A 14,956-nucleotide genomic window follows, 5' to 3' on the forward strand; every position below is an offset into this window, starting at 1 on the left:
ATTTAAAATGATTAATTCTACTAACATAAATATAAATTTTGGCTTTTATGGTGTATAATATCGTAACATTAATAAGAAATTAAGGTGTAACAAATGTTAGATATTTCCTTGATTATGCTATCTGCTGGAGAATCATCAAGATTTAATACTCCAGTAAAAAAGCAGTTTTTACGACTAGGCGAACAACCTTTATGGCTTTATGCTACTAAAAATTTAAGTTCTTTTTATCCTTTTAAACAAATAGTTGTTACTTCTAGTAATATTTCTTATATGAAAAAATTTGCCCCTGAATATAAATTTGTCCAAGGTGGTACAACTAGAGCACAATCTTTACTCAATGCTTTAAATATGGTTGAGAGTGAATATGTTTTAGTTAGTGATGTTGCAAGGGTTTTAATTCCTAAAAACCTTTTTAACAATATCATAGAAAATCATGACAAAGCTGATTGTATTACACCTGTTTTAAAAGTAAGTGATACTACAATTTATGCTCAAGAAGCTATCGATAGAGATAAAATCAAACTCATACAAACCCCTCAACTTTCACGCACGAGTATGCTAAAAAAAGCTTTAGAGCAAAGCTCAAATTTCACTGATGATAGCACAGCTATACAAGCTATTGGTGGTAAAATTTGGTATGTACAAGGTGATGAGTTAGCTAAAAAAATTACCTTTAAAGAAGATTTAAAAAGCTTAAATTTACCAAAACCATCTTGGGATATTTTTAATGGAAATGGCTTTGATGTACATGAATTTGGAGAGCAAAGAGCCTTGCTTTTGGGTGGAGTAAAAGTGCATGAAAACATGGGTTTAAAAGCTCATTCTGATGGAGATGTATTAGCTCATGCGCTAATTGATGCGCTTTTGGGTGCAGCAGGGCTTGGAGATATTGGCGAACTTTTCCCAGATAATGATATGCAGTACAAAAACGCCGATTCTATGTTTTTATTGCAAAATGCTTATACTTTGGTGCAAAATTATGGTTTTGAGCTTGTAAATGCTGATATTACCATCATAGCCCAAACACCTAAAATGAAAGATTTTAAAGAAGCTATTGCTTTTAATATCGCTAAAACATTAAAAACCACACCAAATAAAATCAATATCAAAGCTACCACTACAGAACATCTAGGTTTTGTAGGAAGGAAAGAAGGGATTGCTGTTTTAGCAAGTGTAAATTTAAAATATTTTGATTGGATGAAATTATGAAAGTTTTAATAGTAGAAAATGAATTTTATTTAGCCCAAAGCATAGGATCAAAGCTTAATTCTATAGGTTATGATTGTGATATTATCGCAAATGTTAATGAGCTGACTCATCATGATTATGAAATCATTTTGCTTTCTACTAGTATGGCTAATTTTGAACATATTATAGAAATTTTTAAGCATAAAATCATTATTTTACTCATATCTTACATAAGTTCGGATACTGTTTTAGCTCCTTTAAAATCTGGTGCTAGTGATTACATACAAAAACCTTTCATGATAGAAGAATTAATGCGCAAGATTAAGCATTTTCAAGAATTTAAAAAAATCACCATGCTAAATAGCACCTATCAAGCATATTTAAAACATAAATTTGAAACAGCAAAACTACCAACTTTTGATTATAAAAAATTCAAATTACCTTTGATTTTAAAAACTAATAATCAAATTTTTGCTGATCATTTTGTATTTAATTATACTAACGAACACAACATCGCAAATGTTTATATAGATCTTTCACACCAGCAAAATTTAGATAAAATTTTCAAAGACAATTCTTTGTATTATTTGGTTAATTTTCAAACCCTAAAGCCTTTAGAAAAAGAAAAGGTGTTAAACCTTGCTTTAAAAAAGGCTGTTATTATACATACAAGTACGAATATTGAGCATAGCAATTTTCAAATTTTAGAGCTAGGTGAAGATGAAAAAAGTTTTGAAAGTAATGGAATTTTAACCATTGATGATTATGTTAAGCATATTATCATTAGTTATCAAAATATCTTTCCTGATACGGATTTATCCAAAAAATTAGGAATTTCAAGAAAATCTTTATGGGAAAAAAGGAAAAAATATGGCATTACAAAGAAAAAATAGCATTATAATCTCAGAAGAAGAATACGAAGTTTTATGTTTCATTAAAGAAGGAATTTTTGGTTCTTTTACAAAATTGATGAACGAACAAGAAAGAGATGAATTTTTAAAAAATGAAGCAATAAACGGATATAAATTTCCCTATGCCTTAACTTTTGCTCCACATAATGAAAACAAAAAAATCATAGAAAATGCCAAAGTTAAAGACAAAATAGATTTTGTATGTAATGATCAAATAGTAGGCCACATCATCTTAGAAAGTAAATTTAAAAACGATAAAAACATTAATGATATTTTTACACCTAATACATGCTTGATTGATGATTTTGGAGAAATTTGCATTAGTGGTGAATTTGAAATTTATCACAATCGTATCAAGGCTATAAAAGAAGATTTTGAAAAAATCAAAAAAAGATTAAACCCTTCTAATATCACTGCTATTGTTTCAAGCTTTGATCCTTTTCATAGAGCGCATGAGAGAATTTTAAGATGGGCTATAGAGCAATCTGATCTAGTAATTATTTTCCTTATAGAATCTTACGAAAGTAATGGTTTAAATCTAAAACTTAAAAAGCGTTGCTTTGATGTTTTTGCGCAAAATTATTTACCAGCCTCTAGAGTTTTACTCATACCTTTACATAATATCAAAATTTTTGCCTCGCATTTAAATCCGGTGCTTGAGTGTGCTTTGGCTAAAAGTTTTGATTGTAATAAACTTTTTGTAGGACAAAATCACGCAGGGCTTGGAATGTATTTTAATCAAAACAGAGCTTTTACTGTGCTTGATGATTTTGCAAAAGATTATAATATAGAAGTAACTATACTTCCTGAATTTGTATTTTGTGATGAGTGTAAAATGATAGTAAGCACCAAATCATGTCCACATGGAGCTCATCACCATATGAAATATCATGGCGATTCTTTAAAAAATTTACTCAGACTTGGTATCATTCCACCAGCAGTTTTTATAAGAAGAGAAATTTCTGCTTTGATTTTATCAGAGCTTTTTCCAAATCGTTTCCATAATAAACAAAATATCTATAGCAATCTTTTCCCTACGCACGGTATTTTAGAATATAGAGGCGATAAAGAATTTTATGAGCAACTTATAAAACTCCATCAAATGTCATATATGGTGTAATCATGCAAAAATTATTTTTAACTTTTTTTTATTCAGGTAGTGTTAATAAAGCTCCAGGAACTTTTGGTACAATAGCAGCGCTAATCCCTGCTTTTTTTATTTTAAGGTATTTGGGTATAGGAACTTTGATCTTACTTGCAATTTTGCTTTTTTTAATCTCTATAAAAATCATCGATCAATACGAAAAACAAACAGGTAAACATGATGATAAGCATATTGTAATAGATGAAGTTGTAGGAGTGTTCTTAGCTTTGGCAATTTGCGGGCAAAGTGTTTTTACTTTTTTACTTTCTTTTGTTTTATTTAGATTTTTTGATATCACAAAACCTTCTATCATAGGTAAAATTGACAAAAAAACCAAAGGCGGTTTGGGTGTAATGCTAGATGATGTTTTAGCAGGAATTTTCGCAGGATTATTTAGTGCTGTGATTTATGGAATTTTACTTAAATTTGATCTTTTATGGTTTGATATAAGTATTATGGAGATATTTTAATTTATATTTATTGTTCTATGTTTTTAAGATTTGCTATGTAGTTTTTCTAAAATATAGCTCAAAATAATTACAACTACAACTATGCAAAAGATTAATTTTATAAGTGCAGAAGCAATTACACCAAACAAAGAATCAAGTTTTGATAAGTTTCCACCTGATTTATAATTAGCACTTTGAATAAAATCATTATAAATAAAAGAAAATAAGTCAATCTCGTAAATAAAATCCATATGATAAGTAAAAACAAAGAAGATCTCCATAACAATTCCAAACTGTTATAATTTATTTTTTATTTTTACATCTTTGTAGTTTAAACTTTGATAAATTTAATTTTTCAAGAGCTATTAACCTTTGTCTATTGTAAAAATTTCTAACCTCATCTTGCATATTTATTATATCTCTTATAACACGATTATCTTCCTCTAATATTTTATTTCTATATTCGAAAGCATTATAACTATCAGATAGTCTTTCTTGCATTAAATCCATTGGAGACTTTATATTATTTCTAAGAATATTATTATGCACTCTGTCTAAGTCAATTTGCTCTTGTTGATCTAAATTTTGCATAGTAATTTTATATTCTAATATAGCTACTACATAATTATTTTGCTCATTATTGCAATTATCTGCATACATTATAGATAAAAATAACATAAAAATTACTATTCTCATTATATTTCCTTGTTATATATTCTCTTTTTCAAAGAATATTGCCTTATCTAGCACTTGAAAAAACGAATGATAAATTTCTGGATCTTCTACCAGAGTTGGAACTTGCATATTAGATCCATATTGAGCATTAGCTCTAATAGTTGATTTTTTATCTCCTTTTTCTCTTACAACCAATGTTATACGCATTGTTGCACCTTTTGATAATTTCGTTGCAGTAACTGCTCCTGTTTGTAAATCCGCTTTATCAATTACAAAACCAAGATCTTGTAATGCAGAAACACCAGCTTTTGCAACAATTTTTTTAGGATAATCATATTCTTTTGTTTGATATGTTCTAACTTGAAGCTGCTGAGTATTTTCAATAACCATTTGTCTAGAATTCGTACCACACCCAACAAAATACAAAGCCATTATAAATAATAATATTTTTTTCATAGTTCATTTGCCTCCAAAAACACTGATTTCGATAATTTTTCATAAAATTGTTGGTAAATTTCTGGTTCTCTTATACTTCCAACTTCATTAACAGAGCCCTCTTGATTTCTCACAATTCTTTGCATTGTAAACCTTACAAAAGTCTTTTTGATTTTATTATTTGTAGAGATAACTACGCTTGCCTTAATTTCTTGCGTATGATCTGACTGTTTTGAAGCAGCCATAGCTGCACCCGGAGATAAAAGCGCCAAGACAACAATCCCAGCTTGAGTAGAAACTTCTCTAGCATCTCTTGTTTTAGATGCACTTACTATTCCAAAATCTCTATTAATTTCATCTATATTAAATCCAAGATCTTGCAATGTTGCAATACTAGATGATAAAATTTTACTTGTATCAACAGTATTAAAACTTTTAGTCTGCAATTGCCTTTCTTGTGCTGTAGATGTTTCAATCTTCATCATCTCTTTAACACTGGTTGTTGCACAACCGCTAAAAATAAGTAAAAAAATAGGTATTATAAACTTCATATTTATACCTTAAAAACTTGAAGTGCGGTATGCCACATCTCTAACTTTTTGGTTATTATCAAATTTTATAATAACAGTTAAAGTTCGTTGCGTACTAACGTTACTACCACTATTTCCAGCAACTCCAGCCAAAATAATACTTATACCGCCAGATGAATTTTGATAAGCTCTTTGGGTACTAATCTTATCATATACCCAGACTTCTCTTCTTTGCTCATCAGTTGATATAATATTTGGAGATCCCATTATTTCTATGATTTCAGATGAGCTCATACCAATTTTTATATCTTTTTGAGCTTTTGCTACTGTTATTTTTTCATCTACTTGCGGATTATATAAAGTTTTATTACATGCAGTGAATGATAAAGCAATAACAAAAAGAAATGAAACTTTATGCATTAAATCTCCTTTAATTTATCCTATAGGATATATTTAAAAAAATTATATCTTTGTAAAGTTTAATTTCATATTAATCCTATAGGATAAAAAATGGAAGAGGACTTTAGCAATTCTAGCGAAGAAGAAATTTTAAATTTTTATAAAAAAGTATCATCAAATATAAGAAATTTTAGAGAAAAAAAAGGAATTTCTCAGCTTGAGTTAGCCTTAGATATAGGTATAAAATCCGTTGCATTTTATTCAAATTGTGAGTGTAATCGATATGGTAAACATTTTAACTTAGAGCACTTATATAAAATTTCTAAAAGTTTAGAAATTCCATTAAAAGATTTATTAGAATAAATACTACAATGCCAAAGGAAAAACCTTTAGCATTATTTTATAAATCCACTTGCAAGCACTAAATCTTTATCGTAAAATACCGCCATTTGTCCGCTAGCAAGCCCATAAACAGGTTCTTGTAAGATGATTTTTGCACTCTTATCTTCATTAATCAAAACTTTACATGGGGTTGATCTTGATCTATAGCGTATTTTTACTTCACAATCTAACTCTTTAGCATCGATAAATAAATTAATATTATCAAGGTTAAATTCACTTATCTTAAGTTCTTCTTTTTTACCTACTATGATTTCATTTTTTTTAGGATCAATTTTTAATACAAAATGTGGCTCATGAGCCCCGCGTACCTCAAAACCTCTTCTTTTACCTATAGTATAGTGCATATAACCTTCATGTTTTCCTACTTCTTTTCCACTACTATCTCTTACAATACCTGGAATTTTAGTATCCATAAACTGATCTAAAACTTGCACATAAGTATCTTCCACAAAACAAATCTCAGAACTTTCCTTTTGTGTTGCAAAAGATTTTAAAACATCAATGGTTGAAGCAAATTTTTTCACATCTTCTTTTTTCATCTCTCCAAGAGGAAAAATCAAATATCCCAAAGCCTCTTTCTCTGCATTTGCTAGAAAATAGCTTTGATCCTTACTCTCATCAACTGCAGTTTTAATCAAACCATTTTCTATCCTTGCATAATGACCTGTGGCTAATTTTTCACAACCCAAACTCTTAGCAAATTCTAAAAGCTTGCCGAGCTTGATAAAGCGATTACACAAAGCACAAGGATTTGGCGTCTTTCCTTCTTTGTAGGTATTAACAAAAGGCATATAAACTTGATTTTTAAAATCTTCTTGTAAGTCTAAAATATGATATTTAATGTCTAAAAATTTAGCAACTTTTTCAACTTTTTGTATATTTTCTTCATGATAATTAGCTTTTCCATGAAGCTTCATATAACAACCTATAATCTCATGTCCTGCTTGTTTTAACTTATAAGCAGTTACAGTACTATCTACACCCCCACTCATTGCAACAAGAATTTTCATCTTTTTCCTTTATCATTCTTATAATTTCATCCAAATCATCACTTATACTATACTTTAACTCATCATTTTTAGATATAGTTCCAAGTCCTAGTAAAGAAGTTTTGATAAATTCATCAAGAGGTTGCCAAAATTTTTGCCCAACTAAAATAATAGGAACATCTTTTTTAAAACTAAGTTGTTTAAGAGTAAGAATTTCAAAAAATTCATCTAATGTTCCAAAGCCGCCTGGGAAAATCACAAAAGCTAGACTCTTTTGAATAAGAGCCATTTTGCGAATGGCTAAGCTCTTAAAAGTGATATTATACTCTAAAAAGTCATTTGCTTTTTGCTCAAATGGTAAATGTATATTAAATCCAAAAGATTTTAAGTGTAAAGTTTGACTTTGCATAGCCCCATAATTTGCAGCTTGCATAATACCACCGCCACCACCACTGATGATACTATAACCAAGATCTGCTAACTTTTGGGCTAATTTTGAAGCCAAAATACAATACTCATTATCTTCTTTTAAGCGTGCAGAACCAAAAAAAGTTATGCCTTTTTGAATTTTTTCTAATTCTTTAAGATGAGCAACGTCCTCAATAATACATTCTTTCATCTTAGTTGTTCTAATCTTTCTTTTTTAGAGCCTATCTCAGTAATTTGCACTCCAAAGTTTCCATCTACGATAACTACTTCCCCATAAGCGATTTTTTTATCACCTATTAAAATCTCTAAAGGATCGTTTGCTAATTGATCAAGCTCGATAACCGAACCTATATCCATGGTTAAAACATCTTTTAAAAGCATTTTTTTACTACCTATACGCACTCTTATAGGTAAGCGTACATCCATGATCAAACCGATATTTCTTAGCTCTTCTACATTAGCTAAGGCCTTATGATCTTGCGTATGATCTTCATTTGTTGCTACGATTTCTTCTAAGTCAGTTTTGGTTAAAATCTTATAAATTTTTTCATCAAAAACCAAAGAAATTTTTTCTTCTAAATCAGCTATTTTTACATTGTATAAATATAGCTTATGAAAACCACCAAGTTCTAAGCTATCTGCAACAAATTCACAATTTTCTAGACTAAACTCCATTTTTGGAATTTCTTTTTGCGCGCCTAAGGTTGTAGAAAATGCTGAGATGATATTTTGTATAGCTTCTTTGGCTGCATCCATTTCATCTTCATTTAGCTCACTGTTTTTGGAGATTTCTTCTTCTCCCATCATCCACTCACCAATTGCACTCATTAAAACTGCACTGGCTAGGATTTTGATTTTCATTTCATTATTAACACTAAAAGTAGCGCTAACTAATGGTGGAGTCATAGAATCTTGAGAATTTACATCATACTCATAATACTCACTAAATTCAGCACTTTTTCCTGTTAAACCTTCTATTGTACTTACACATTCATTGACGAATATGCCTAAAAAATCATTGATCATCGTCTTCCTCTTCTAGTTCTTCATTATCATCATACGAATTTGCTTTTGCTCTTCTTTCATCTTCATATTTTTCAAGCATTTCTTTAATCTCATCTTTATCAGTTTTGATAAGTTCTAAGATTTTAATTGACTTTCTAAATCTATGAAGCCCCACTTGAGCTAAAAATACTTCTTTTTTATCAATAGCCACTATAGCTTTATCATCTGCACTTCTATCAAGCTTTAAAATATCTCCTTGTTTTAAATCTAAAAATTCATTTACATTGATAAAAGTTTTACCAAGCATAGCTTCATAAATTACCTCAGCACGACCGATCAAGGTTTTAAGTTCTTTATTTCTTGATTTTTTAGCCGAAGTTTCACCCATCATAATATCACGATTTGCCAAACGACTCAAAATACTTTCCAAATGCACAACCGGATAGCAAATATTTACCATACCACTTGAATTTCCGATGATAATCTCCATTACCACCATGATAACAATTTCATTTTGAGAAACAATTTGCACAACATTTGGGCTTGATTCTTTTGCTTCAACACTTGGATAAATTTCAGTAACATTCATCCAGCTTTCTTTAAGTCTTTGCATAATAATACGCAAAATAGAATCAAGCAAATTAAGCTCGATTTCTGTAAGCTCTCTTAAGGTATCAAAACTCTCTCCTTGACCACCTAAAAGTCTATCTATCATAGGAAAAGCAATGCTTGGATTAATCTCTAAAACGCAGTTTCCATCTAAAGGTTTAATTGAAAAAACGTTAAAGCTTGTTGGCGAAGGCAAAGACATTAAAAACTCACCATAAGTCATTTGATCCACCGAGTGAAGTTTAATCTCAACTATACTTCTCATCATAGATGAAATTTGCGAAGCAAGATTTCTTGCTAATTTATCATGAATCCCTTTAATAGAACGAAGTTGTTCTTTAGAAACCCTGTTTGGACGCTTAAAATCATATACTACTATATCTCTTTTATCTTCTAGCTCTTCTAATTTCGAAGAAGCTGCACTTTCATCACTATCATCATCAACAACTTCTAAAAGAGCATCAATTTCTTCTTGGGAAAGTATCTCAGCCATTAAACTAGCCTTTCTCGAATCTTCTTAAGCAAACGCTTATGAATTTGTGAAATTCTTGACTCGCTAATCTCTAAAATCTCTGCGATTTCTTTTAAATTTAATTCTTCATAATAATAAAGCTGTATTACAAGCTTCTCTCTTTCTTTGAATTCTTCCAAAACTGCATTGATTTTTTCTATTAATTCTTCTTTTTCTATTTGTTCTATAATATTACTATCATTAAAGCAATTTAGCTGTTCATCCAAAGGCATAACAAGCGATATAGCATGAGCCGCTCTTGCTTCTTTTACCTTTTCTACTTCTAAATTTAGTCTTTGTGCTAAATACTCATCATCAGGCTCTTTTTCATTTTCTTGATAAAACTCATCTATGATAGCATCAATATCTTTGATAATTTTTCTATTGCTTCTACTCATTACATCAAGACTTCTTAGATAATCAAGCATAGCTCCATTTACTCTTTTTCTTGCAAAGCCCCAGAAATTATCATTTTGTTCTTTATCATAACGGCGTGAGAGTTTGATCATTTCCTCTACACCAATACTGATTAAATCATTTACATCAATACTTGCAGGCAAACGCTCTTTAAGCCTAAAAGCCATAGCTCTTAATGCTGGCATATAAGAGATGACTAAATCATCTTGTTCTTTTTTTAGCGTAGAAGCATAGGCATTATGCGGCTGCATGTTTTACTTTTCTTTTTGAAGAGCTTTCAAGCTTTTTAAGGTCTTCGCGCTCTTCTTGAAGTTTTTCAAGCAAGTAATCCATTTTCTTTTCTCTTGCGGCTAATTCTGCTATAAAACTATTGTTTTCATTTTCATATTTTTCTTTATTAAAGCTTCTACCGCTAATTTTATTAACATCTACAAAGATCATAATTACTATATGGATTAACACATAAAATACAAAAGTAATCAAACAAGTATATACAACTATCTCTACTGCATCTTCTATATTAACTATGGTAAACATTAATCCTATAAAAAAACCACAAACAGTAAAAAAAGCAACAAAATTCTCTGGTCTCATCTTTTTCCCTCAATCTAAAAACGATCCAAAAGCTTTTTGAAAAAACTCATAATGCTTTTATCTCCCACATTATTAAGCACTTTTTGTTCCAACCTATATAAAAGCTTAGAAGCTATGGTTTTTAGCTCATCACTTGCATTAGTGTTATCATCACTAAATAAAGTTCTTTTTTTAATACTAGAACTAATATCTTTACTTTGACCTAAAAATCCTAAAAATTCTAAATTTAAACTATGCTTAATGTTAATATCTGCTACTTTTTTAATATTATCAAAAATTCTTAAAGCCTCATTTTCGTTTTTAACAACATTAAACACCATTAATAAATTCTCTTTAGTTTTTGAAGTAGTTTTTATAGTAGCATAAGCATCGGTAATCGCAGCAGGATCAGGCACAGTGATGACAATAACCTCATCAGACATTTCTAAGAAATTTCCTATATTACCACCTATACCTGCTCCTGTATCAATGATTAAAAAGTCTAAATCATCTAAAATACTTGTTTGATTTAAAAATCTCTCATAAATGTTTTTATCATTATATTTTAAAATTTCATCGCCACTTTCACCTGGGATAAGCCATAAATTTGGCTTTACCTCTATTAAAATATCTTCTAGCGAGCATTCACCTTTTAAAACATGTAAAAGGTTTTTTTCCACACGCACATTTAAAATCACATCTAAATTTGCAAGCCCTATATCTGCATCAAAAAGCCCTACTTTATAACCATTTTTAGCTAGGATGTTGCCCAAATTTGCGCTAAAAGTACTTTTTCCAACCCCACCTTTACCGCTAGTAACTGCGATAAAATGAGTATGTTTTACATTTGAGTTTTCATTTTTCACTAGATCTTTTAATTTTTCTGCTTGATTACTCATTTTCATCCCTTCTAAAACCTTCTAACACACAACGCACTAAAAAGTCACTATTAGCCACTTCTATATCATCAGGCACTTCTTGACCTATGGAAAAAAAGCTCATCGGAGTGCTAGTTTCATAAAGTAAAGAAAATACATTTCCAAATACTTTTGTTTCATCAAATTTGGTAATGATTAAAGTGTCTATATTTAAAAATGAAAAATTATTATAAGTTTCTAATAAATCTTCATATTTTGTATTTGCTGAAAGTACCAAATTTACATCAATTTGCGCATTAGAATGCGATAAAAATTCTTTTGTTTTTTCAAGTTTTGCTTTATCATACTGTGAATTTCCGGTTGTATCTACTAAAATAACCTCACAAGTATTTAAACTTCTAATCGCATCATCTAAGTCATTTGGCTCTATACTATCAATAATAGGAAGCTTCATCATCTTAGCATATTGGAAAAGTTGCTCTACTGCACCTATTCTATAAGTATCAAGAGTTATAATACCGGTTTTATAGCGTCTATCTCCATAAGCATAGCGAAAAGCAAGTTTAGCTAAAGTAGTAGTTTTACCCACTCCTGTTGGACCTACTAACATCATGATTTTTTGCTTTTTAATTTCACTTTCTAAACGACATGGAAGCATATTACGCAAAAGTGAGTAAAAATATCTTTGCACTGCTTCTTGATTTGCTTTCATAGTGCTTGGCATATTTTCAATAGTCGCTTTCATAATCGCTTCTAAATGCGCTTCTTGCATGCCACTTGCCTTAGCTTGCTTATAAATACTTGCAAACTCAGGTGGTATAGCTAATTCTTTGCGTAAATCTGCCTTATCATCCCACATCATATCCACAAGCAAATTCATTTTATCATTAAGCTTATTCATTTGCTTTTCAAAGGCTTCAATTTTTTTATCATAATTTGGATTTGGCATAGAAAAATCTTGATAGTTTGAAACCTTGCTAATTTCTGAACTAACTTGAGAAAGTTTGTTTTTTAAATTTAAAAAATTATCATCTTTTTTGCTTGTATTTAAATAAGGATTAATAGGTTTTTGCTTAGCTTTTGAAGAAAAATCAAGCACTACATCTTCTTCTTTTTTTTCATCTTCAAATTTTGGAGCTTGAATTTTAGCCTCAGGAAAACTTGCTGTGTTTGGTTTTTTCTTTGGTGGCATAGGTAAATTATTTTGTTTTAAATGCTCTTCATAATCAGCTTCTTCAATCGCTACTATAACCTCATATAAAGGTTTTTGATTGATAGTTTTTGGACGAATTTGCTTATTAGTTACTATCAAAGCCTTATCGCCATAATCTTGCTTAACCTTAGGTATAATCTCATCTGTGCTTTCAACTGTAAAAGTATGAATCAATTGTCCCATATTTTTCCTTATCTTAACAAGCCCAAAGGCAAAGTTACGCTAATTCTGTCATTTACCCCCACATGAGGCACTGTGCAATACTCATCTTTACGCGCTTTTTTTGAAAAATACAACAAATCCAAATCAAGCGTTCTAGGAGCATTTTTAAAAGTTCTTTTTCTTTTGAATTTAAACTCATAAAAAAACAAAACTTTTAAAAGTGCTCTTGCGTGCAAACTTGTGCTTACAACCATCACTGCATTAGTAAAGTCTTTTTGCTCTTCAAAGCCAAAAGCTTTATTAATCAAAAATGGCGATGTTTGCAATACTTGCAAGCGTTTATCTTGCATTAAAAGCCTAAATAAACTCCGAAAGCGTTTTTTTTCATCTTCTATATTGCTTCCAAGTCCTATAATGGCTATGTATTTTCCTTTTTTATCTGCCTTTGAATAAAAAGGAAAAAAACGAATTTTTTCTAACCTTCTAGCTCCTTTAATCAGCAAATTATAACACCACTGCCTTTTCTTTATCAAGATAGACCATGTCTTCTATTCTAATACCAAGTTTATCTTTGATATAAATTCCAGGTTCAATGGTAAATACCATACCCTCTTTTAACTCATAATCACTTCTTGGACTAATGTTTGGTAACTCATGTATATCAAGCCCCACTCCATGCCCTAAGCTGTGAATAAATTCTTTTTCAAAACCTGCATTTTTAATCACTTCTCTTGCGATAAAATCAAGCTCACTTGCCATCATACCAACGCGTGCTCTTTCTATAGCTTGAAGCTGAGCTTGCTTGACCACTTCATAAATTTGCATAATTTCTTTATCTTTAAAATTTGGCTTATTTTTATCAAATACTATACCACTCTCATCAAAACAAGCCGTTCTTGTACGATCAGAACAATACCTTTGATAAACCACACCCGCATCAACTAATAACAAATCTCCATATTCTAAACATTTATCACTAGGTAAAGCGTGTGCTTTAGCCGCATTTTCATTAATAGCTACAATAGGTGAAAAAGAAAGTCCTAAAGCGCCTTTTTTTTGAAAAATTTCACATGCTTTAAAATGTAATTCTTTTTCACTTTTTCCATAACCTTCTTGGCTGATAAAATTAGCAAATTCTTCAAAACATTCTTTACCAAAATTTACAGCCTTTTGCAGAAGTTGCAATTCCTTGGCATTTTTTATAATGCGTTTGTTTTTACTCAAGTCTAATTTTTCTTCAAAAACGATATTTGCACTTTTACTAAGTTCTTTAAATTCAAAATAGCTAAAGTCTTTTGGGTCAAAACATATTTTATCAATTTCTGCTTTTTCTAAAAGCTCTCTAGCACTAGCAAAAAGATCTTGTGCTAAAACTACCTTAGCATTTTTTATCATTTCGCTAGCTTCAAAGCTATATCTTGCATCAGTGATGAAAAAAGCTTCATCTTCAAGTTTTAAAAACAAAGCATTATCGCAAGAATAGCCACACTCATAAAAAAGTGCATTTTCGTTTTTTAAGATAAAATTCATTGATTTGCTTGTTGTGCTTTTGCTTGAGCTGCTTTATATGCATTGATTTGATCAAAAATTTGGAAAAGTCCCATTAAAGCCATATGATAACCAAAAGGACCAAAACCTACCACGCTACCTGCACAAACTGGTGCTATCATACTTTTTTGTCTAAATTCTTCTCTTCTATAAGTATTACTAATATGCACTTCAATTACAGGCATATTAATCGCTGCGATCGCATCGCGGATTGCTATAGAAGTGTGTGCGTAAGCAGCTGCATTGATAATCACTCCATCTACACTGCCTAAGCATTCTTGAATTTTATCAACTAACTCACCTTCAAAATTACTTTGAAAAAACTCAATCTCTACATTAGCTTGTTTTGCAGCTTGCTTCATTTGCTCATGGATATCTTCCATTTTCATATTGCCATAAATATGAGTTTCTCTCACACCAAGCATATTGATGTTTGGTCCTTGTATCACCATAACTTTCATAATCTAACCTTTATTTAGTAAAATTTAC

General features: G+C 30.3%; 21 protein-coding genes. 5 read left to right on the top strand and 16 right to left on the bottom strand.

The window, feature by feature from the left end; all coding sequences use genetic code 11:
• The first annotated feature begins 93 nt into the window (after positions 1 to 93).
• From CAMP5082_RS02205 to CAMP5082_RS02220, 4 genes are read left to right on the top strand one after another with little or no spacing between them, the layout of a single operon-like run.
• The gene (locus CAMP5082_RS02205; protein WP_337205797.1) at positions 94 to 1,209 is read left to right on the top strand and encodes a bifunctional 2-C-methyl-D-erythritol 4-phosphate cytidylyltransferase/2-C-methyl-D-erythritol 2,4-cyclodiphosphate synthase; all 1,116 of its coding nucleotides are present in this window, start codon (positions 94 to 96) and stop codon (positions 1,207 to 1,209) included.
• Complete coding sequence (locus CAMP5082_RS02210) at positions 1,206 to 2,081, top strand: response regulator transcription factor (protein ID WP_039667971.1); 876 nt, start codon at positions 1,206 to 1,208, stop codon at positions 2,079 to 2,081. The genes CAMP5082_RS02205 and CAMP5082_RS02210 overlap by 4 nt, the downstream gene beginning before the upstream one ends.
• The gene (locus CAMP5082_RS02215) at positions 2,059 to 3,219 is read left to right on the top strand and encodes a sulfate adenylyltransferase (RefSeq protein WP_337205798.1); all 1,161 of its coding nucleotides are present in this window, start codon (positions 2,059 to 2,061) and stop codon (positions 3,217 to 3,219) included. The genes CAMP5082_RS02210 and CAMP5082_RS02215 overlap by 23 nt, the downstream gene beginning before the upstream one ends.
• Positions 3,220 to 3,221: 2 nt before the next feature.
• On the top strand, positions 3,222 to 3,713 hold the full coding sequence (locus CAMP5082_RS02220) for a phosphatidylglycerophosphatase A family protein (RefSeq protein WP_039617442.1): 492 nt from the start codon (positions 3,222 to 3,224) through the stop codon (positions 3,711 to 3,713).
• Positions 3,714 to 3,736: 23 nt separating this feature from the next.
• On the opposite strand, the gene CAMP5082_RS02225 is transcribed toward CAMP5082_RS02220, so the two are convergent.
• The 5 genes from CAMP5082_RS02225 to bamE are packed head-to-tail and all read right to left on the bottom strand — an operon-like array spanning position 3,737 to position 5,752.
• Complete coding sequence (locus CAMP5082_RS02225; protein ID WP_337205799.1) at positions 3,737 to 3,973, bottom strand: hypothetical protein; 237 nt, start codon at positions 3,971 to 3,973, stop codon at positions 3,737 to 3,739.
• Positions 3,974 to 3,995: 22 nt separating this feature from the next.
• The gene (locus CAMP5082_RS02230) at positions 3,996 to 4,388 is read right to left on the bottom strand and encodes a hypothetical protein (RefSeq protein ID WP_337205800.1); all 393 of its coding nucleotides are present in this window, start codon (positions 4,386 to 4,388) and stop codon (positions 3,996 to 3,998) included.
• 12 nt (positions 4,389 to 4,400) lie between these two features.
• Complete coding sequence (locus CAMP5082_RS02235) at positions 4,401 to 4,823, bottom strand: hypothetical protein (RefSeq protein WP_039640727.1); 423 nt, start codon at positions 4,821 to 4,823, stop codon at positions 4,401 to 4,403.
• Complete coding sequence (locus tag CAMP5082_RS02240) at positions 4,820 to 5,353, bottom strand: hypothetical protein (protein ID WP_263663587.1); 534 nt, start codon at positions 5,351 to 5,353, stop codon at positions 4,820 to 4,822. The genes CAMP5082_RS02235 and CAMP5082_RS02240 overlap by 4 nt, the downstream gene beginning before the upstream one ends.
• Before the next feature lie 9 nt (positions 5,354 to 5,362).
• Positions 5,363 to 5,752 carry an outer membrane protein assembly factor BamE domain-containing protein gene (gene bamE, locus CAMP5082_RS02245; protein ID WP_337205801.1) on the bottom strand — a complete coding sequence of 130 codons (390 nt, stop codon included), beginning with the start codon at positions 5,750 to 5,752 and terminating at the stop codon, positions 5,363 to 5,365.
• Positions 5,753 to 5,842: 90 nt separating this feature from the next.
• On the opposite strand from bamE, the gene CAMP5082_RS02250 reads away from it, so the two are divergent.
• Complete coding sequence (locus CAMP5082_RS02250; RefSeq protein WP_039640720.1) at positions 5,843 to 6,094, top strand: helix-turn-helix domain-containing protein; 252 nt, start codon at positions 5,843 to 5,845, stop codon at positions 6,092 to 6,094.
• Positions 6,095 to 6,126: 32 nt separating this feature from the next.
• Here the strand turns inward: CAMP5082_RS02250 and mnmA are convergent, their stop codons facing one another.
• From mnmA to aroQ, 11 genes are read right to left on the bottom strand one after another with little or no spacing between them, the layout of a single operon-like run.
• Positions 6,127 to 7,143 carry a tRNA 2-thiouridine(34) synthase MnmA gene (gene mnmA / locus CAMP5082_RS02255; RefSeq protein WP_337205802.1) on the bottom strand — a complete coding sequence of 339 codons (1,017 nt, stop codon included), beginning with the start codon at positions 7,141 to 7,143 and terminating at the stop codon, positions 6,127 to 6,129.
• Entirely contained in the window at positions 7,106 to 7,741 is a 636-nt protein-coding gene (locus CAMP5082_RS02260) for a TIGR00730 family Rossman fold protein (protein ID WP_263663584.1), read from the bottom strand. The genes mnmA and CAMP5082_RS02260 overlap by 38 nt, the downstream gene beginning before the upstream one ends.
• Positions 7,738 to 8,577, bottom strand: a complete 840-nt coding sequence (gene fliY / locus CAMP5082_RS02265; protein WP_039617433.1) for a flagellar motor switch protein FliY — start codon at positions 8,575 to 8,577, stop codon at positions 7,738 to 7,740. Before fliY ends, CAMP5082_RS02260 begins: the two co-directional genes overlap by 4 nt.
• On the bottom strand, positions 8,567 to 9,658 hold the full coding sequence (gene fliM, locus CAMP5082_RS02270; RefSeq protein ID WP_039667962.1) for a flagellar motor switch protein FliM: 1,092 nt from the start codon (positions 9,656 to 9,658) through the stop codon (positions 8,567 to 8,569). The genes fliY and fliM overlap by 11 nt, the downstream gene beginning before the upstream one ends.
• Positions 9,658 to 10,344, bottom strand: coding sequence for an RNA polymerase sigma factor FliA (locus tag CAMP5082_RS02275; RefSeq protein ID WP_039627867.1), 687 nt, complete (start codon positions 10,342 to 10,344; stop codon positions 9,658 to 9,660). Before CAMP5082_RS02275 ends, fliM begins: the two co-directional genes overlap by 1 nt.
• Positions 10,331 to 10,687 (bottom strand): hypothetical protein, encoded by a 357-nt coding sequence (locus CAMP5082_RS02280; RefSeq protein WP_039617428.1) that lies wholly within the window; start codon positions 10,685 to 10,687, stop codon positions 10,331 to 10,333. The genes CAMP5082_RS02275 and CAMP5082_RS02280 overlap by 14 nt, the downstream gene beginning before the upstream one ends.
• A gap of 14 nt (positions 10,688 to 10,701) precedes the next feature.
• On the bottom strand, positions 10,702 to 11,565 hold the full coding sequence (flhG, locus tag CAMP5082_RS02285) for a flagella biosynthesis ATPase FlhG (RefSeq protein WP_337205803.1): 864 nt from the start codon (positions 11,563 to 11,565) through the stop codon (positions 10,702 to 10,704).
• Positions 11,558 to 12,940, bottom strand: coding sequence for a flagellar biosynthesis protein FlhF (gene flhF / locus CAMP5082_RS02290; RefSeq protein WP_039617425.1), 1,383 nt, complete (start codon positions 12,938 to 12,940; stop codon positions 11,558 to 11,560). Before flhF ends, flhG begins: the two co-directional genes overlap by 8 nt.
• Before the next feature lie 8 nt (positions 12,941 to 12,948).
• Positions 12,949 to 13,422 (bottom strand): 2-amino-4-hydroxy-6-hydroxymethyldihydropteridine diphosphokinase, encoded by a 474-nt coding sequence (gene folK, locus CAMP5082_RS02295; RefSeq protein ID WP_039617423.1) that lies wholly within the window; start codon positions 13,420 to 13,422, stop codon positions 12,949 to 12,951.
• Between the two features lies 1 nt (position 13,423).
• The gene (locus CAMP5082_RS02300) at positions 13,424 to 14,449 is read right to left on the bottom strand and encodes a M24 family metallopeptidase (RefSeq protein WP_337205804.1); all 1,026 of its coding nucleotides are present in this window, start codon (positions 14,447 to 14,449) and stop codon (positions 13,424 to 13,426) included.
• Entirely contained in the window at positions 14,446 to 14,928 is a 483-nt protein-coding gene (aroQ, locus tag CAMP5082_RS02305; RefSeq protein ID WP_039625266.1) for a type II 3-dehydroquinate dehydratase, read from the bottom strand. Before aroQ ends, CAMP5082_RS02300 begins: the two co-directional genes overlap by 4 nt.
• Positions 14,929 to 14,956: the final 28 nt, after the last annotated feature.

The organism is Campylobacter sp. LMG 17559, assembly GCF_024723605.1.
Taxonomy (GTDB): domain Bacteria; phylum Campylobacterota; class Campylobacteria; order Campylobacterales; family Campylobacteraceae; genus Campylobacter_D.